The sequence below is a fragment of the Pseudomonas sp. FW215-R2 genome (assembly GCF_058789255.1).
Window position 1 is genome coordinate 53,900 of sequence record NZ_JBYTBO010000002.1, and the last position, 19,383, is coordinate 73,282.

Annotated in this window: 15 protein-coding genes and 1 tRNA gene; 14 read left to right on the forward strand and 2 right to left on the reverse strand. The window is 60.5% G+C overall.

Annotated features, from left to right (window positions below; genetic code table 11):
- Positions 1-29 precede the first annotated feature (29 nt).
- The 14 genes from rpoD (at position 30) to AC3WRD_RS02850 (ending at position 17,671) form a co-directional block, all read left to right on the forward strand.
- Entirely contained in the window at positions 30-1,877 is a 1,848-nt protein-coding gene (gene rpoD, locus AC3WRD_RS02785; protein WP_102619784.1) for an RNA polymerase sigma factor RpoD, read from the forward strand.
- 126 nt (positions 1,878-2,003) lie between these two features.
- On the forward strand, positions 2,004-5,750 hold the full coding sequence (locus tag AC3WRD_RS02790; protein ID WP_102619783.1) for a bifunctional diguanylate cyclase/phosphodiesterase: 3,747 nt from the start codon (positions 2,004-2,006) through the stop codon (positions 5,748-5,750).
- A gap of 15 nt (positions 5,751-5,765) precedes the next feature.
- Positions 5,766-5,842, forward strand: a tRNA-Ile gene (locus tag AC3WRD_RS02795).
- Between the two features lie 203 nt (positions 5,843-6,045).
- Positions 6,046-6,606, forward strand: coding sequence for a PBECR2 nuclease fold domain-containing protein (locus AC3WRD_RS02800; protein WP_102619782.1), 561 nt, complete (start codon positions 6,046-6,048; stop codon positions 6,604-6,606).
- Positions 6,607-6,914: 308 nt separating this feature from the next.
- A complete protein-coding gene (locus tag AC3WRD_RS02805) occupies positions 6,915-7,376 on the forward strand; it encodes an Lrp/AsnC family transcriptional regulator (RefSeq protein WP_007959884.1) in 462 nt (153 codons plus the stop codon).
- Positions 7,377-7,522: 146 nt separating this feature from the next.
- Positions 7,523-9,205, forward strand: coding sequence for a flavin monoamine oxidase family protein (locus tag AC3WRD_RS02810; RefSeq protein ID WP_096817873.1), 1,683 nt, complete (start codon positions 7,523-7,525; stop codon positions 9,203-9,205).
- Positions 9,206-9,217: 12 nt separating this feature from the next.
- A complete protein-coding gene (locus tag AC3WRD_RS02815; protein WP_102619781.1) occupies positions 9,218-10,012 on the forward strand; it encodes a carbon-nitrogen hydrolase family protein in 795 nt (264 codons plus the stop codon).
- Between the two features lie 38 nt (positions 10,013-10,050).
- Entirely contained in the window at positions 10,051-12,477 is a 2,427-nt protein-coding gene (gene pqqF / locus AC3WRD_RS02820) for a pyrroloquinoline quinone biosynthesis protein PqqF (RefSeq protein WP_102619780.1), read from the forward strand.
- A gap of 159 nt (positions 12,478-12,636) precedes the next feature.
- A complete protein-coding gene (gene pqqA, locus AC3WRD_RS02825; protein WP_003444522.1) occupies positions 12,637-12,711 on the forward strand; it encodes a pyrroloquinoline quinone precursor peptide PqqA in 75 nt (24 codons plus the stop codon).
- Positions 12,712-12,795: 84 nt separating this feature from the next.
- On the forward strand, positions 12,796-13,707 hold the full coding sequence (gene pqqB / locus AC3WRD_RS02830; protein ID WP_102619779.1) for a pyrroloquinoline quinone biosynthesis protein PqqB: 912 nt from the start codon (positions 12,796-12,798) through the stop codon (positions 13,705-13,707).
- Between the two features lie 21 nt (positions 13,708-13,728).
- A complete protein-coding gene (pqqC, locus tag AC3WRD_RS02835; protein WP_011336228.1) occupies positions 13,729-14,481 on the forward strand; it encodes a pyrroloquinoline-quinone synthase PqqC in 753 nt (250 codons plus the stop codon).
- Positions 14,478-14,753 carry a pyrroloquinoline quinone biosynthesis peptide chaperone PqqD gene (gene pqqD / locus AC3WRD_RS02840; RefSeq protein ID WP_007959876.1) on the forward strand — a complete coding sequence of 92 codons (276 nt, stop codon included), beginning with the start codon at positions 14,478-14,480 and terminating at the stop codon, positions 14,751-14,753. Before pqqC ends, pqqD begins: the two co-directional genes overlap by 4 nt.
- Positions 14,725-15,897, forward strand: coding sequence for a pyrroloquinoline quinone biosynthesis protein PqqE (gene pqqE / locus AC3WRD_RS02845; RefSeq protein WP_102619778.1), 1,173 nt, complete (start codon positions 14,725-14,727; stop codon positions 15,895-15,897). The genes pqqD and pqqE overlap by 29 nt, the downstream gene beginning before the upstream one ends.
- A complete protein-coding gene (locus AC3WRD_RS02850; protein WP_102619777.1) occupies positions 15,863-17,671 on the forward strand; it encodes a S9 family peptidase in 1,809 nt (602 codons plus the stop codon). The genes pqqE and AC3WRD_RS02850 overlap by 35 nt, the downstream gene beginning before the upstream one ends.
- 3 nt (positions 17,672-17,674) lie before the next feature.
- Here the strand turns inward: AC3WRD_RS02850 and AC3WRD_RS02855 are convergent, their stop codons facing one another.
- Both AC3WRD_RS02855 and AC3WRD_RS02860 read right to left on the reverse strand, forming a co-directional pair.
- Positions 17,675-17,833 (reverse strand): YqaE/Pmp3 family membrane protein, encoded by a 159-nt coding sequence (locus tag AC3WRD_RS02855; RefSeq protein WP_003228885.1) that lies wholly within the window; start codon positions 17,831-17,833, stop codon positions 17,675-17,677.
- Positions 17,834-18,039: 206 nt separating this feature from the next.
- Positions 18,040-19,323 (reverse strand): aspartate aminotransferase family protein, encoded by a 1,284-nt coding sequence (locus AC3WRD_RS02860; protein ID WP_102619776.1) that lies wholly within the window; start codon positions 19,321-19,323, stop codon positions 18,040-18,042.
- Positions 19,324-19,383 lie beyond the last annotated feature (60 nt).

Sequence of the window (19,383 nt, forward strand, 5' to 3'; positions counted from 1 at the left end):
CCGCCAAGACCTTCAGTGGATAGGGTGTTATGTCCGGAAAAGCGCAACAGCAGTCTCGTATTATTGAGTTGATCAAACTGGGTCGTGAGCAGAAGTATCTGACTTACGCCGAGGTCAACGACCACCTGCCCGAGGATATTTCAGATCCTGAGCAGGTGGAAGACATCATCCGCATGATTAACGACATGGGGATCCCCGTACACGAGAGTGCTCCGGATGCGGACGCCCTTATGTTGGCCGACGCCGATACCGACGAGGCCGCTGCGGAAGAAGCAGCCGCTGCGTTGGCAGCGGTGGAGACCGATATCGGTCGCACCACTGACCCAGTGCGCATGTACATGCGTGAAATGGGTACGGTCGAGCTTCTGACTCGTGAAGGCGAAATCGAAATCGCCAAGCGTATCGAAGAGGGCATCCGTGAGGTGATGAGCGCAATCGCGCACTTCCCGGGCACGGTTGACCACATTCTCTCCGAATACACTCGGGTCACCACCGAAGGCGGTCGCCTGTCCGACGTTCTGAGCGGTTACATCGACCCGGACGACGGCATCACGCCGCCAGCCGCCGAAGTGCCGCCGCCGATCGATGCGAAAGCCGCGAAAGCGGACGACGATTCCGAGGACGATGACGCCGAATCTTCCGATGACGAAGAAGAAGCCGAAAGCGGTCCGGATCCGGTCATTGCTGCCCAGCGTTTCGGCGCCGTGGCTGACCAGATGGAAATCACCCGCAAGGCGCTGAAAAAGCACGGTCGTCACAACAAGGCAGCCGTTGCCGAGTTGCTGGCCCTGGCCGAGCTGTTCATGCCGATCAAACTGGTGCCGAAGCAATTCGAAGCCCTGGTCGAGCGTGTTCGCAGTGCCCTGGATCGTCTGCGTCAGCAAGAGCGCGCGATCATGCAATTGTGCGTACGTGATGCACGTATGCCGCGTGCCGATTTCCTGCGCCAGTTCCCGGGCAACGAAGTCGACGAAAGCTGGTCCGACGCCCTGGCCAAAGGCAAGAGCAAGTACGCCGAAGCCATTGGCCGCGTGCAACCGGACATCATCCGTTGCCAGCAAAAGCTGACCGCGCTGGAAACCGAGACCGGTTTGACCATCGCCGAGATCAAGGACATCAACCGTCGCATGTCGATCGGTGAGGCGAAAGCCCGCCGCGCGAAGAAAGAGATGGTTGAAGCAAACTTGCGTCTGGTGATCTCCATCGCCAAGAAGTACACCAACCGCGGTCTGCAATTCCTCGATCTGATCCAGGAAGGCAACATCGGTCTGATGAAAGCGGTGGACAAGTTCGAATACCGTCGTGGTTACAAGTTCTCGACTTATGCCACCTGGTGGATCCGTCAGGCGATCACTCGCTCGATCGCCGACCAGGCCCGCACCATCCGTATTCCGGTGCACATGATCGAGACGATCAACAAGCTCAACCGTATTTCCCGGCAGATGCTGCAGGAAATGGGTCGCGAACCGACCCCGGAAGAGCTGGGTGAGCGCATGGAGATGCCTGAGGACAAGATCCGCAAGGTATTGAAGATCGCCAAAGAGCCGATCTCCATGGAAACCCCGATCGGTGATGACGAAGACTCCCATCTGGGTGACTTCATCGAAGACTCGACCATGCAGTCGCCAATCGATGTCGCCACTGTTGAGAGCCTGAAAGAAGCGACTCGCGAAGTACTGTCCGGCCTTACTGCCCGTGAAGCCAAGGTACTGCGCATGCGTTTCGGTATCGACATGAACACCGACCACACGCTCGAAGAAGTCGGCAAACAGTTTGACGTGACCCGCGAGCGGATCCGTCAGATCGAAGCCAAGGCGCTGCGCAAGCTGCGCCACCCGACGCGAAGCGAGCATCTGCGCTCCTTCCTCGACGAGTGACACCAGAACCCCCGGCCCAGGCCGGGGGTTTTGTTTATGGGGCAGATTAAATACCTCGCTCCGCCCTTCCCTCGCGCACAGCCCGTCTACACTCGAAACATTCCCCCGAGCCATAACGAGACCGTTATGCCCAGACTGGCGTCCGTGCTTTTTTTGCTGTCACTGATGATCTGGACCGCAACGGCTGACGCGCTGACTCTGACCGATGAAGAACGTAGCTGGCTGGCGGCTCACCCGGACTTGCGCCTGGGTGTCGATGCATCGTGGCCGCCATTTGAGTTCCGGGACGATCAGAACCGTTATCAGGGCCTGGCAGCGGACTATATCGATGTGATCCGTCAGCGCCTGGCGATCAAACTGACACCGATCGAACCCGTGAGCTGGACGGTGGTGCTCGAACAGGCCAAAAACGGCACCATCGATCTGCTGCCGGGCATCATGTCCACCCCGGAACGCCAGAATTACCTGGCTTTCACCCGACCCTACCTCGACTTTCCGATCGTCATCCTCGCCCACGTCGGCGGCCCGCAACCGCGCAAGATCGAGGATCTGTACGGGCTGAAAATCGCCGTTGTCGAAAACTATGCCCCTCACGAACTGCTGCGCACCCATCACCCCGACCTGAATCTGGTCGCCATGCCGAATGTCAGCTCGGCCCTGCAGGCCCTGGCCACAGATGAAGTAGACGCGGTGGTCGGCGATCTCGCCTCCAGCGTCTGGAGCCTGCGCCAGCTCAAGCTCGACGGGCTGTATGTCAGCGGCGAAACCCCCTATCGCTATCAACTGGCCATGGGGGTACCCCGGGACAAGAAAATGCTGGTGAGCATCCTGGATAAAGTCCTGGCCGACATGTCCCCGGAAGAAATCAGCAGCATTCAGGAACATTGGGTAGGCAACGTCCTCGATCATCGGACATTCTGGTCGGATCTGCTGGTCTACGGCTTGCCTGGCCTGTTGCTGCTGGTGATCATCCTGGCCGTGGTGATCCGCATCAACCGCCGCTTGAGCTCGGAAATTGCCCGACGCATAGACCTCGAGCAGGAACTGCGCAGCAGCGAATACCACTATCGCGGACTGGTGGAGAGCCTGTCGGCCATCGCCTGGGAAGCGCGAATCAGCGATTTCACCTACAGCTACGTTTCGCCCCACGCCGAGGATCTGCTCGGTTATCCACTGTCGCACTGGCTGATACCGGGCTTCTGGCGCAACATCATCCACCCGGCAGACCTGACCCGCGCGCAAAGCTTCTGCGATCACGAAGTCCTTGCCGGGCGCGATCACAGCCTCGATTATCGGGTGATCACCGCTGACGGCCGTTGCTTGTGGGTGCGCGATATCGTCAGCCTGATCGAACACGGTCACGAGCCGGTGATGCGCGGCCTGATGATCGACATCAGCGAAACCAAGCGCACCGAAGAAGCATTGCGCCTGTCGGAGCAGAAATTCGCCTCGGTGTTCCAGCAATGCCCGGACATTCTGGTGATTGCACGGCTGTCCGACGGCTGCCTGCTGGAGGTCAACGAGGCCTTTGAAGAGCAGATCGGGCTGAGAGCTGAAGAAGTCATCGGCCAGACCGCTACCGAACTCAACATCTGGGGCATTCCCGGCGTCGGGCCGGGCCTGCTGCAGCGCCTGCAGGCTGGCAGCATCCGCAACCTGGAGATGCCCTTTCGTCGCAACAATGGCCAGGTGTTCACCGGGCTGATTTCTGCCGAACCGTTCGAACTCGACACCACACCGGCGCTGGTCGTGGTGGTGCGCGACATTTCTCCACTCAAGGAAACCCAGCAACAACTGCAAACCTCCGAAGAGAAGTTCGCCAAGGCCTTCCACGCCTCGCCGGACGGACTGCTGCTGTCGCGTCAGAGCGATGGCCTGCTGCTGGAGGTCAACGAAGGTTTCAGCCGCATCACCGGTTTCAACAGCGCCATGTCGGTGGACCGCTCGGCGCTGGATCTGGGGATCTGGGTCAACCTCAACGAACGCAAACAGATGCTTGATCTGCTGCACCGTGATGGTTTCGTTCGCGATTTCACCTGCCACATCCGCCGCAGCGACGGGCAGATCCGCCTCTGCGAGGTGTCCAGCCGTCCACTGCCGATCGGCGACGAAGACTGCATGCTGACCATCGCCCGGGACATCACCGAGCGCCACCTGATGCAGGAAAAACTGCAACAGGCCGCGACCGTGTTCGAGAGCACCGCTGAAGGCGTATTGATCACCGACACTCAACAGCACATCAGTGCGGTGAACCGTGCGTTTACCGAAATCACCGGTTACAGCGAAAGCGAGGCGCTCGGGCATACCCCGCGCTTGCTGGCCTCAGGGCTGCACGACAGCGCGTTTTACGCGGCGATGTGGCATCAATTGACTGACGAAGGCCACTGGCAAGGCGAGATTTCCAACCGACGCAAGAATGGCGAGTTATACCCAAGTTGGCTGACCATCAGCGCCGTGCGCAATCGCGACAAGTTCATCACCCACTTCGTCGCGGTGTTTGCCGATATCTCCAGCCTCAAGCACGCCCAGGCCAAACTCGATTACCAGGCCCACCACGATCCGCTGACCGGCCTGCCGAATCGCACGCTGTTCGAAAGCCGTCTGCAGATGGCGCTGAACAGCCAGCAGGAAAACGGCAGCCTGGGCGCAGTGTTGTTCCTCGACCTCGACCGCTTCAAGCACATCAACGACAGCCTCGGCCACCCGGTTGGCGACCTGCTGCTCAAGGGCATTGCCGTACGCCTCAAAGAACAGCTGCGCGACATCGATACCGTGGCGCGACTGGGGGGTGACGAATTCATCATCCTGCTGCCAGGGCTGCAACAGGCCGGTGATGCCGACAACATTGCCACCAAACTGCTGAACTGTTTCGGCGCACCGTTCCAGGCGGGCGAGCACGAGTTTTTCATCAGCGCCAGCATCGGCACCAGTCTTTATCCCCGTGACGGCTGTGACGTCGCCACCCTGATCAAGAACGCCGATGCGGCGATGTACCGTTCCAAGGCCAAGGGCCGCAACCGCGTCGAAAGCTACACCCGCGACCTCACCGCCCAGGCCAGCGAACGGGTGGCGCTGGAACATGAACTGCGCCGGGCTATCGAACGCGAGGAGCTGTACCTCTACTACCAACCGAAAATCAGCCTCGACGATCACTCTCTGGTCGGCGCCGAAGCCCTGATCCGCTGGCGTCACCCGACCTTCGGCGAAGTGCCTCCGGAGCACTTCATACCGTTGGCGGAAGAGAACGGCATGATCCTGCAAATCGGCGACTGGGTGCTGGAAACCGCCTGCCGGCAGATGTTCGAGTGGAACCAGATTTACGAATCCCTGGGCCCACTGTCGGTCAACCTCGCCGGCGCACAGCTGCGCCAGCCGAACCTGCTCGGACGCATCGAACAACTGCTCAAGGACAACCGCCTCAGGCCGGATTTACTGCAACTGGAAATTACCGAAAACTTCATCATGAGCCAGGCCGAAGAAGCCCTGGCGGTGCTGCATCAACTCAAACACCTCGGCGTGCAGCTGGCCATCGACGACTTCGGCACCGGTTATTCTTCGCTGAGCTACCTCAAACGCCTGCCGCTGGACATCCTCAAGATCGACCAGTCTTTCGTCCGTGGCCTGCCCGACGACCCGCACGACGCGGCGATTGTCCGCGCCATCATCGCCTTGGGCCGCAGCATGCAATTCACTGTGATCGCCGAAGGCGTGGAAACCCAGGCCCAACAACAATTCCTCGCCGCCGAAGGCTGTGAACAGATCCAGGGCTACATCGTCAGCCTGCCGCTGCCACCCGAGGAATTCGCCGCGACGTTTCTTCGCATAGCCGTATCAGATTTTTCGGATAGCACAGCCGAGAAACCGTCGCTATAATCCGCGGCCTACTGAGGGCCTATAGCTCAGTTGGTTAGAGCAGAGGACTCATAATCCTTTGGTCCACGGTTCAAGTCCGTGTGGGCCCACCAAACATGAAAAAGCCGCGCATATGTGCGGCTTTTTTTCGCCTGTCGTTTGGCGATTACGGTATTCAACAACGCAATGTTCGGAAGACTACCGCAAGGTCTGTAGGTAATTTCCCAAGCTGTGTTTCTACTCAGTTTTCGGCCTTGTTGGCCTTTTCTCCGAGCGAGTAATCTCCGGGCGCCGCTGCCCGCCAAGGATTACTTTCATGCTCATGAGTGCTGCGCCACTGGTCAAAGAAGCAGGTGGCCAACAAACATGGATCGACTTAGCTTTGCCCGACCTGCGAACGCTGGCCAGGGAGTTTCGGTCAGCGGTAATCGATGAGGTAAAAAGGGCAGACGATGCGCAAGGCGCCCTCAAGATTCTCCTGGCTCACTTCGGCTTCATCGACGAGGCGCTACTGGCAGTGACCATCCTCACGCCGATCGGAAACGTTGCGGTGATGAGGGACAAACTCGCCCACATCGTCGAAAAACGCGCTGACTCACGAGAGCGCTACGTTCGGCATGCCATTGATACGCTGACGGGACCTTTTGAAATTTGGAGAATCCTGTACGACAACGGCGGATACCGCCTAGCCTTCATCAACGCCTACGAGGCAAAGAATGACATGCTCGTCGTGGTGGATGTCAGGCACGGACACGTCCTGTGGAACTTCATGCATGCCCCGGCAAGAGCGATGAACAAGCACCGCCAGGGCGAACTTCTCTACAAGAGATACGTTCTTCAGGACAAACAAAAAGGGGAGCCTGTTGGCTCCCCTTGAGTATTTGAATCCTGATATTGGCATCCTCAGGAAATGGGATGAAGAGGTCTCACCTTACACCGATGTTGCAGCATCGCTGAGGTACCTACGTCCGCTGAAGCCCTGCAAGGCAGCGGATTTCGCGCTCTTGAGGCCATTTTTGATAAAGGCAGCAGGCAAGTCAAATCATTTGTCCGTTCTTTTGTTTCAGTAAAATCCCCCGACCCAGCGACTGCCTGACCCCAGCCATTCAATCAGCGCTCACAAGCGCCTCGCGTGACGAGCCTGTAACATGCAGCCCCATTGATCCGTACCGCTGGAGCCTGCCCTTGCCCGACATCCGCCCACCCGTGCTTGATGAAATCGACCGCCAGCTGATCGCTGCCCTGCAAATCAACGCCCGTGAAAGCGTGGCAATGCTGGCCAGGCAACTGGGCATCGCACGCACGACCGTGACTTCGCGGCTGGCGCGACTGGAAAAGGCCAAAGTCATCACCGGTTATGGCGTGCGCCTGGGCCAGCGCGTCGTGGATGGCGGGTTGCAGGCGTATGTCGGGATCAAGGTGCAGCCGCGCTCCGGCAAAGAGGTGTTGCGGCGGTTGAGTGCGATGGCCCAGGTGCAGCAGTTGTGTGCGGTGAGTGGCGAATTTGATTATGTGGCGTGGCTGCGAACCGACTCGCCGGAACAACTGGATCAATTGCTGGATCAGATCGGCAGCGTAGACGGCGTGGAGAAGACCACGACCTCAATCATCCTCAGCAGCAAAATTGATCGCGGACATCCAGTCTGATCATTATATTCGTCAGATTGCAGCACCAACGCTCAAAACGACGACACTTTGCGTCTTATTAACGTGTTCTACGCTCCCTAGAATGGCTGGCATCTTTTCCTATACTCAGACGCGCATCCAGCGTCGGGTCGCCAGCAAGGTCAGCCATGAACAAGAACAATCGCCATCCTGCAGACGGTAAGAAACCGATCACCATTTTCGGCCCGGACTTTCCTTTCGCCTTCGACGACTGGATCGAACACCCGGCCGGTCTCGGCAGCATTCCCGAGCATAATCACGGCGCCGAAGTGGCGATCGTCGGTGCCGGCATTGCAGGTCTGGTGGCGGCTTACGAGCTGATGAAACTGGGCTTGAAACCCGTCGTTTATGAGGCCTCGAAGCTTGGCGGCCGTTTGCGCTCCCAGGCATTCAACGGCACTGACGGCATCGTCGCCGAGCTCGGTGGCATGCGCTTCCCGGTGTCTTCCACCGCGTTCTATCACTACGTCGACAAACTCGGTCTGGAGACCAAGCCTTTCCCCAACCCGCTGACGCCGGCCTCCGGCAGTACCGTGATCGACCTGGAAGGTAAAACCCATTACGCACAGAGCCTGAAGGATCTTCCTGCACTGTTCCAGGAAGTGGCTGACGCATGGGCTGATGCTCTGGAGGCCGGCTCGCAGTTCGCCGATATCCAGCAAGCAATCCGCGACCGCGACGTGCCACGCCTCAAAGAACTGTGGAACACCCTGGTGCCGCTGTGGGACGACCGCACGTTCTACGACTTTGTCGCCACGTCGAAAGCCTTCGCCAAGCTGTCGTTCCATCACCGCGAAGTGTTCGGCCAGGTCGGTTTCGGTACCGGCGGCTGGGACTCGGACTTCCCCAACTCGATGCTGGAAATCTTCCGTGTGGTGATGACCAACTGCGACGATCACCAGCACCTGGTGGTCGGCGGTGTGGAACAAGTGCCGCAAGGCATCTGGCGTCATGCGCCGGAGCGCTGCGTGCACTGGCCGCAAGGCACCAGCCTGAAATCGTTGCACCATGGCGCGCCGCGCTCCGGGGTGAAGAAAATCGCCCACGCGCCTGACGGACGTTTCGCGGTCACCGACAACAACGGTGACACCCGCGAATACGCCGCCGTGTTGACCACTTGCCAGAGCTGGCTGCTGACCACCCAGATCGAATGCGACGAAACCCTGTTCTCGCAAAAAATGTGGATGGCGCTGGACCGCACTCGCTACATGCAATCGTCGAAGACATTCGTGATGGTCGACCGGCCGTTCTGGAAGGACAAGGACCCGGAAACCGGCCGCGACCTGATGAGCATGACCCTCACCGACCGCCTGACCCGTGGCACCTACCTGTTCGACAACGGCGACGACAAACCGGGCGTGATCTGCTTGTCGTACTCGTGGATGAGCGACGCGCTGAAGATGCTCCCGCACCCGGTGGAAAAACGCGTGAAACTGGCGCTGGATGCACTGAAGAAGATTTACCCGAAAGTCGACATCGCCGCGCGGATCATCGGCGATCCGATCACCGTGTCGTGGGAAGCCGACCCGCACTTCCTCGGCGCATTCAAGGGCGCCCTGCCCGGCCACTATCGCTACAACCAGCGCATGTACGCGCACTTCATGCAGGACGACATGCCGGCGGAGCAGCGCGGGATCTTCATCGCTGGCGACGACGTGTCGTGGACGCCAGCCTGGGTCGAAGGCGCAGTGCAGACTTCGCTCAACGCGGTGTGGGGAATCATGAAGCACTTCGGCGGGTCCACACATAAAGAGAACCCCGGCCCGGGTGATGTGTTCAACGACATCGGCCCGATCGCCCTGCCCGAGTAAGAGGAATCCCTGATGCGTGTAGCCCTTTACCAATGCCCACCGCTGCCTCTGGAACCCGCCGCCAACCTCCAGCGCCTGCAACAACTGGCGATGGAGGCCAAAGGCGCCGACCTGCTGGTGGTGCCGGAAATGTTCCTGACCGGCTACAACATCGGCAAGGAAGCGGTCGCGACGCTGGCCGAGGTCTACAACGGTGAATGGGCGCAACAAGTCGGGCGGATCGCCAAGGCTGCCGGCCTGGCGATTCTCTACGGATACCCCGAGCGCACGGCGGATGAGCAGATTTACAACGCCGTGCAGTTGATCGATTCGAACGGCGAGCGCCTGTGCAATTACCGCAAGACGCATCTGTTCGGCGATCTGGATCGTTCGATGTTCAGCCCCGGCGATGGCGAGTTTCCTATCGTCGAACTCAACGGCTGGAAGCTCGGGTTCCTGATCTGCTACGACCTGGAGTTCCCGGAGAACGCCCGGCGCCTGGCCCTTGAAGGTGCCGAGCTGATTCTGGTGCCGACGGCGAACATGATTCCTTTTGATTTCATTGCTGACGTTTCTGTGCGCTCCCGCGCCTTCGAAAACCAGTGCTACGTGGCTTACGCCAACTACTGCGGCCATGAAGGCGATATCCATTACTGCGGACAAAGCAGCATCGCCGCGCCGGATGGCAGCCGCATCGCCCAGGCCGGACTGGATGAAGCACTGATCGTCGGTGAGCTCAATCGCCAGTTGATGGTCGATTCCCGCAGCGCCAACCGCTACTTCAACGACCGCCGCCCCGAACTTTACGACGCGCTCAACAAGCGCTAATCCGCTAGCATTGGCACTTCACTGTTCTGGAAGTGCCCATGCCTGCGCCGACTCATCCCCGCCCCCACACCGAAACCCTGGCCAACGGCTTGCGCGTGACCCTGCGTCACGTGCCCGGCCTGAAGCGCAGCGCCGCCGCGTTGCGGGTGGCTGCCGGTAGTCATGACGTGCCGTTGGCGTGGCCGGGACTGGCGCATTTCCTTGAGCATTTGCTGTTTCTCGGCACCGAGCGTTTTCCTGCAAGCCAAGGGCTGATGGCCTACGTGCAAGGTCACGGCGGCCAGGTGAATGCCAGCACCCGCGAGCGCACCACCGATTTCTTCTTTGAGTTGCCGCCAGCGTCCTTCAACGGTGGGCTGGAGCGTCTGTCAGACATGCTCACCCATCCCCGTATGAATCCGGACGATCAGTTGCGGGAACGGGAAGTGTTGCAGGCAGAGTTTGTCGCGTGGTCCCAGGACGCCAAAGCTCAGCAGCAAGAGGCGCTGTTCGAGGGATTGTCAGCAGAGCATCCGTTGCGCGGCTTTCATGCAGGGAACCGCGACAGCCTGCCAGTAGAACAAGCGGAGTTTCAGCAAGCACTGAAAGACTTCCATCAGCAGTTTTACCGCACGGGGCAGATGACCCTGAGTCTGGTCGGGTCGCAGAGCATTGAAGAGCTGCGAGTGCTGGCCGAGCAGTTTGCCGCCGCGCTGACCGCTGGGGATAAAACTGCACAGGCAGCCCCAGCTCGCTTGATGGACAACCCACAGACAAGTTATCAACAGGTCGGCGAGCGGCGCGGCAATCTGCTGTTTGCGCTGGAGGATCTGCCGGAGTCGTCGGCCGAAGCGTTGGCGTTTCTCTGTCACTGGTTGAACAGCGCCAAACCCGGTGGATTGCTCGCGCATTTGCAGCAGCAGGGTCTCGCGAATGGTTTGCAGGCCTGCGTGCAGTACCAGTTCGCAGGGCAAGCCTTGCTGCATCTTCAGTTCACTGCACCCTGCGGGTCACTCGATGCCATTCGCGAGCAATGGCTGGATTGGCTGAGTTTCTTCGCCGCACAGCAGGACTGGCCGGTATTGCGTGAGGAATATGCGGCGCAGCTTCAACGTCAGCAGCAAGTCAGCGGTGCACTGAATCTGGCGCGACTCGACAGCGAACAACTCGAAAGCGGCTTGTCCGAATCGGCCGTTGCGGCGCTCAAAGAGATTCTCGGCAAAATTGGCACTGTGGATAACTTCAGCGGCCACTGGCATCTGCCCGCCGCCAACCCGTTTTTGCGTACAGCCGAACCGCTGGCCAACGCCGGCCTGATCCGCGGCCAGACCAGCGCCCACCGTGGCCTGCGCACGTTCGCTCAGGATCGCTCGCGCAGCCGTCGTGAACGCTCGCCGATGCAATTCAGCCAGGCGCTGCCGGATAACGCTGACGAAGGTGCGGTGTATGTGCGCTGGCAGATGGAAGCGGCGGCCACGGCCGAGCTGCAAGCGAAACTGCAACGCAGTCTGCGGGAAGTGTCGGATGAAGCACGCCAGGCCGGGGTCGAGCTTTCGTTCAGCACCACGGGCAATCAGTGGCTATTGAAGGTGACCGGTCTGCAGGACATATTGCCCAGCGTCCTCGAGCATGCGCTGAAACATCTGACGCAAGTTGATCCCGATTCCGCGCGAAGTGAACCGGAAACTCCGTTGATGCCGATTCGCCAATTGCTCAAGGCATTACCCGAACACGTCCTGCAATCGCGAACGACGTCTGACAATGCCACGCACCTGTGGACAACTTCGCGCTGGGACGGCCTGGCGTTGGGACTCAACCCACAGACCCAATCCGCCATGGGCCTGGCCCTGAGCCGCATCCCCGGCATCCCGGACAGTCAATTGCCCGCCCCCTGGGCAACCAATGCCCAATACCTGTGGCAGCAAATCGACAGCGACTCCAGCGAACACGCCTTGCTGCTGTTCTGCCCGACCGCCAGCCACGAAATCGCCGATGAAGCCGCGTGGCGCCTGCTCGCGCACCTGTGCCAGACACCTTTCTACCAACGCCTGCGAGTCGAACTGCAACTCGGTTACGCGGTGTTCAGCGGGTTGCGTCAGATTCATGGCCAGAGCGGATTGCTGTTCGGCGTGCAATCGCCCTCGGCTACCGCCGCGCAATTGCTCGACCACATTCAGCAGTTTCTCGATGGCCTGCCAGCCCTGATCGAACAACTCGATGACGCCAGCCTCACCCAGCAACGCCAGACGCTTGCCGATCAGTTAGATGACAGCGTCCTGTCCGGCAAAGCTGCGGCCGAGTTCCTGTGGCAGGCCCGACTCGCCGGCCACTCGTCGGATTATCTGGCACAACTGCGCTGCGCCATCGCTCAACTGGATCGCCCGGCATTACTGGCCGCCGTACAACGCCTGATCCGCGCCGAGGGCGGCTGGCACGGCCTGTCCAACAACCTTGCGCCGGGCACGCCCTGGCAAGCGGCAAAATGATCATTACCGGGGCTGCAAGGAGCTTTCTCAAAGATTCACGGGCCAACCCCCTGAAATTTTGAGTAACATAGCCACCTAACTATTTGGAACATCCCTGCGCTGCCGTGGACTATACCTATGGATAGCGCTATCTCACCCACCTGAAAAAGGAGTCACCCGATGGCCTGGACCAAACCTGCTTACACCGACCTGCGCATCGGCTTCGAAGTCACCATGTACTTCGCCAGCCGCTGAGTCCTGCCTCAAGCAGAACACTGCAGTGCAACGCCTCGGCTCGCCGGGGCGTTTTATTTTCAGCGTTGAAATGATGGAGCGTTCATGTTCGTCCAGATTCTGGGTTCGGCCGCCGGTGGCGGTTTTCCGCAGTGGAACTGCAACTGCGTCAATTGCGCCGGTTTTCGCGACGGCAGCCTGAATGCCAAGGCCCGCACCCAATCGTCCATCGCCATCTCCGATGACGGCGTGAACTGGGTGCTGTGCAACGCCTCGCCGGACATCCGCGCGCAGCTTCAGGGCTTCGCCCCGATGCAACCGGGCCGAGCCCTGCGTGACACCGGCATCAGCGCGATCATCCTGATGGACAGCCAGATCGACCACACCACCGGCCTGCTCAGCCTGCGCGAAGGCTGCCCGCATCAGGTCTGGTGCACGGACATGGTCCACGAAGACCTGAGCACCGGTTTCCCGTTGTTCACCATGCTCAAGCACTGGAACGGCGGGCTGGACTGGAACCGCATCGAACTCGACCAGAGCTTCACCGTCGCCGCCTGCCCGAACCTGCGCTTCACCCCGCTGCCGTTGCGCAGCGCCGCACCGCCCTATTCGCCACACCGTTTCGACCCGCACCCGGGCGACAACATTGGCCTGATCGTCGAAGACCTCAGCACCGGCGGCAAACTGTTCTATGCCCCGGGCCTGGGCAAGGTCGACGCGCCGTTGCTGGACATCATGGCCGGCAGCGACTGCGTGCTGGTGGACGGGACGATGTGGGACGACGATGAAATGCAGCGCCGTGGCGTCGGCACCCGCACCGGCCGCGAAATGGGCCACCTGGCGCAGAACGGCCCCGGCGGCATGCTCGAAGTGCTGGAACAGCTTCCCGAGCAGCGCAAGGTGCTTATTCACATCAACAATACCAACCCGATTCTCGACGAAGACTCCCCGGAGCGCGCGGAACTGGTTCGGCGCAATGTTGAAGTGGCGTATGACGGCATGAGCATTGTCCTGTAACGAATGCCCCGGAGAACCGCAATGACCGACACCCCGCTGTCCCCCGCCGAATTCGAAGCGGCCCTGCGCGCCAAGGGCGCCTATTACCACATTCATCACCCGTATCACGTGGCGATGTATGAAGGCCGGGCCACCCGCGAGCAGATCCAGGGCTGGGTCGCCAACCGTTTCTACTATCAGGTGAACATCCCCCTGAAAGACGCGGCGATCCTCGCCAACTGCCCGGATCGCGAGATCCGCCGCGAATGGATTCAGCGCCTGCTCGACCACGACGGCGCGCCCGGTGAAGACGGCGGTATCGAAGCCTGGCTGCGCCTCGGCCAGGCCGTCGGTCTCGATCCGGATCAATTGCGTTCCCAGGAACTGGTGCTGCCCGGCGTGCGCTTCGCCGTCGACGCCTACGTCAACTTCGCCCGCCGCGCCAGTTGGCAGGAAGCCGCCAGCAGCTCGCTGACCGAGCTGTTCGCGCCGCAGATCCACCAGTCGCGTCTCGACAGCTGGCCGCAGCATTACCCGTGGATCGACCCGGCCGGCTACGAATATTTCCGCACCCGTCTCGGTCAGGCCCGGCGCGATGTCGAGCATGGTCTGGCGATCACGCTGGAGCACTACAAGACCCGCGAGGGTCAGGAGCGCATGCTGGAAATTCTCCAGTTCAAACTGGACATCCTTTGGAGCATGCTCGATGCCATGAGCATGGCCTACGAACTGAACCGCCCGCCGTATCACAGCGTCACCGATCAACGGGTCTGGCATAAAGGAATCGCCTTATGAGTTTCGACCGCAGCAAGACCCCGACCTGGCGTCCCGGCTACCGCTTTCAGTACGAACCGGCGCAGAAAGGCCATGTGCTGCTGTACCCGGAAGGCATGATCAAACTCAATGAAAGCGCCGCGCTGATCGGCGGTCTGATCGACGGTGAACGGGATGTCGCGGCGATCATCGCCGAACTCGACAGACAGTTCCCCGGCGTGCCCGAGCTCGGTGACGACATCGAGCAATTCATGGAGGTTGCCCGTGCGCAGCACTGGATCGAACTTGCCTGAGTCATCGGTGCAAGTCCCGGCCAAACCGGAAGTCGGCCTGCCGCTGTGGCTGCTCGCCGAGCTGACTTACCGCTGCCCGCTGCAATGCCCGTACTGCTCCAATCCGCTGGATTTCGCCGAGCAGGGCAAAGAGCTGAGCACCGAGCAGTGGATCAAGGTATTTCGCGAAGCGCGGGAGATGGGCGCGGCGCAACTGGGCTTTTCCGGGGGCGAACCGCTGGTGCGCCAGGACCTCGCCGAGCTGATCCGTGAAGCGCGCCAGTTGGGTTTCTACACCAACCTGATCACCTCCGGCATCGGCCTGACCGAACAGAAGATCAGCGACTTCAAGAAGGCCGGGCTCGACCACATCCAGATCAGTTTCCAGGCCAGCGACGAGCAAGTGAACAACCTGCTCGCCGGCTCGAAAAAGGCCTTCGCGCAGAAACTGGAAATGGCCCGCGCCGTGAAGGCACACGGCTATCCGATGGTGCTTAACTTTGTCACCCATCGGCACAACATCGACAAGATCGACCGCATCATCGAGCTGTGCATCGCGCTCGAAGCGGACTTCGTCGAGCTCGCCACCTGCCAGTTCTACGGCTGGGCGCAGCTCAATCGTGTCGGCCTGTTGCCGACCAAGGAACAACTGGTCCGCGCCGAACGCATCACCAATGAATACCGCGCCAAACTGGAAGCCGAAGGGCATCCGTGCAAGCTGATTTTCGTCACCCCGGACTATTACGAGGAGCGCCCGAAGGCCTGCATGAACGGCTGGGGCAGCATCTTTCTGACGGTCACACCGGACGGCACCGCCCTGCCCTGTCATGGCGCCCGACAGCTGCCGGTACAATTTCCCAATGTCCGCGACCACAGCATGCAGCACATCTGGTACGACTCGTTCGGCTTCAACCGCTTTCGCGGTTATGACTGGATGCCCGAGCCGTGCCGCTCCTGCGACGAGAAAGAACAGGACTTCGGCGGCTGCCGCTGCCAGGCGTTCATGCTCACGGGCGATGCCAGCAATGCCGACCCGGTGTGCAGCAAGTCCGAACATCACGGTGTGATCCTCAAGGCCCGCGAAGAAGCCGAGCACGCCACCCAGACCATCGAACAACTGGCCTTTCGCAATGAACGAAACTCGCGCCTCATCGCCAAAGGCTGAGCCTTTCAGCGCCACTGCCGCGGTTGCTGCAGGTGTGGACTTCGCCGAATTGCAGCTCGGTGCCCATGGCTTGTTCTGGAATGAATACCGCCCCGCAGACGCCGCATGCCGGATCTGGCACTGGCGCGATGGCGCGGCGAAATGTCTGACGCCTGCGGGTTTCAGCGTGCGCAGCCGGGTGTACGAATATGGTGGTGGGGCGTTTTGTCTGACGCCTGATGGACTGGTTTTCGTCAACGAGGCGGATCAACAGCTGTATCGCCAGACGTTGGATGGAGAGCCCGAGGTTCTGACGTCGGGCGAGTGCCGATATGGTGATCTGCACTTTGCCAACGGGCAGGTGCTGGCCGTTGAAGAGAACGGTGATCGCCATCGGCTAATTGCCATTGATCTCGCGGACGGCACCCAGCATTTACTGGCAGAAGGTGCGGACTTCTACGCGGCACCAATCATCAGCCCGGATGGCCAGCGCCTCGCGTGGATCGAGTGGAGCCGCCCGCATCAACCGTGGACGTCCACCCGTTTGATGCTCGCCGAGCGCACAGGTAATGGATTTTCTGCCCCACGTTGCGTGGCCGGTGAAACGCTTGAAGAGTCGATCCAGCAACCGCGCTTCGATGCCAATGGCCGACTGGGCTACCTGACCGACCTTAACGGATATTGGCAGCCGTGGAGCGAGTCTGTAGACGGCTTGCAACCGCTACCCTGTGCCGCAGCCGATCACGCGCCGGCCCCATGGCAACTTGGTGGCTGCACCTGGCTGCCCATCGACGAAGGCTTTTTGGCGAGCTGGAGCGAAGGCGGTTTTGGTCGTCTGGCACTCAACGGCGAAGACTTCACCGGGGACTACAGTCGCTTCCGTCATCTGGCTGTCGATGATCAGTTCATTTACTGCATCGCCGCCTCACCGATCAGCCCTTCAGCGGTACTCGCCATCGATCGCGAGTCGCGTGAAGTGAAAGTGCTGGCCGGCGGCATTGCACCGCTGCCTGCCGAGCGCATCAGCCGCCCGCAAACCCTCCGCTATCCCAGCGGTTCGGGCGAGGCTCACGGCTTCTTTTACCCGACCACGAATGGCGATGAGAAACCGCCACTGGTGGTGTTCATCCATGGCGGCCCGACATCGGCGTGCTACCCGATGCTCGACCCGCGCATCCAGTACTGGACGCAACGCGGCTTCGCCGTCGCCGACCTCAACTACCGTGGCAGCAGCGGCTATGGCCGGGAGTATCGACAGGCGCTACATCTGAGTTGGGGCGCAGTGGATGTCGAGGATGCTTGCGCAGTGGTGGCCAATCTGGCTGAACGCGGCATGATCGACGGCGAGCGTGCATTCATCCGTGGCGGCAGCGCCGGTGGTTACACGACGTTGTGTGCCCTGGCGTTCCATCAGGTGTTCCGCGCTGGCGCCAGCCTGTACGGCGTCAGTGACCCGGTCGCCCTGGGCCGCGCGACACACAAGTTCGAAGGCGATTATCTGGACTGGCTGATCGGCGATCCCGAGCAGGATGCCGAACGCTACGCGGCCCGCACACCATTGCTGCATGCAGGCAATATTCGCGTACCGGTGATTTTCTTTCAGGGTGAACTGGACGCCGTCGTTGTGCCGCAACAGACCCGCGACATGGTCGCAGCCCTGGAGCACAACGGCATCGAGGTCGAAGCGCATTACTACGCCGACGAACGTCACGGCTTCCGCCGGGCCGTCAATCAGGCCCATGCGCTGGAGCAGGAGTGGCGCTTCTACCGGCGAGTGATGGGCCTGGCGGACTGAAACTCAGCGCTTGGCGATGATGTACACCGCATGCACGATCCCCGGGATGTAACCGCACAGCGTCAGCAGAATGTTCAGCCAGAACGCACCGCCGAACCCGACCTGCAGAAACACACCCAGTGGCGGCAACAGAATGGCGATGATGATTCGAATGAAGTCCATGGGGCAGCTCCTGATTGGGGGTTGGCTCGACTGAGCCATACAAGCTAATCGACCTGTGCCGTTTGTCAGGGTTCAGTGCAAACCGCAATCACGCCATCTGATTGCCATTACCCGGCCACAAAAAAACGCCCCACGCCAAAAGAATCAGGCGTGGGGCGTGCGTTATACCGCGAGACGGTTCTTGAATTCGGGTGGGAAACTTCAGGTCAGACGGCAATCCCTTTGCGGCATTGCAGTTGCGCAGTACGTACCCGGGAGAAGGCGCGCGCCAGGCGCAGAAGCATTTCGTCGATATTGGCCTTGCTGACGGTGAGCGCCGGGGTAAAGCGCAGGCAGTTGGCCTGCGGGGCGTTGAGCAGCAAGCCTTCATGGAACGCCGCTTTGACGACGGCCTCGGCGGAATCTTCCGACAGGGTCAGTCCCCAAAACAGCCCTTGCCCGCGCAACTCGTCATGTTCATAACGATGGGCCAGACGAGCGAGCCCTTCGCGCAGATGCTGGCCGTTGTCCCGGATCTGTTCGAGGAATGCGCGGTCCTGCACGCTGTCGAGCACCACCAGCCCTGCAGCGGTCATCAGCGCGTTGCCGTGATGAGTACCGCCCAACTCGCCGGAGTCGAAACAGCAGGCCTTGCCTCGCGCCAGCAATGCAGCCAGTGGCACGCCACCGCCGAGGCCTTTGCCGAGCACGACGATATCGGCGCGCACGCCGTAGGACTGTTCGGCGAGCAAGGTGCCGCAGCGGCCGATGCCGGTCTGCACCTCGTCGAGAATCAGCAGAATCCCCAGCTCACGGCACAGGCGCTCGACTCCCTTGAGGTAATGCTCAGTCGCAGGAATCACACCGGCATCGCTCTGGATCGGCTCGAGCATGATCGCCACGGTCTGCGCATCGACCGCGGCATGCAGCGCTGGCAGGTCGTTGAACGGCACCAGATCAAAGCCCGGCAGCAGCGGCGCAAAGCGATTGTGCAGGTTGCAACTGTCCGACGCCGAAATCGTCGCCAGACTACGTCCGTGACAACCTTGTCTGGCGACAATGATCCGCGAGGCGCCGCCGCGATGCAGTTGACCCCATTTACGCGCCAGCTTGATTGCGGCTTCACAGGCTTCGCTGCCACTGTTGAGCAAATATGCTTGATCGCTTGAGGTACTGGCACACAGACGCTCGGCGAGGCTGAGCATGCCGCGATTGTGCAGATTGAAGCCGGGGTTGATCAGGGCCTGGGCCTGGCTGGCGATGGCTTTGACCAGTGCCGAAGGGCTGTGACCGAGGCTGTTGGCGCCACCGGCCTGGGAAAAGTCCAGATAGGCGCGGTCATTGCTGTCCCACAACCAGGAACCCTGGCCGCGAACAAACACCTGTTGCGGGCGTTCGACGCTGGGCATCAGCCGCTCGGCATTCAGGCCATCAGCGGCATCCGATTCATGGGTTTCAAAAGCCAGGTCATCGAGGCTTGGTGTCTGGCGCCGCAGGCTGAACAGGTTCATTGCAAAAAGCCTCGCTGGAGGTTTTTTGAACTGCCTATGTAATCGTTATCGAAACAATTG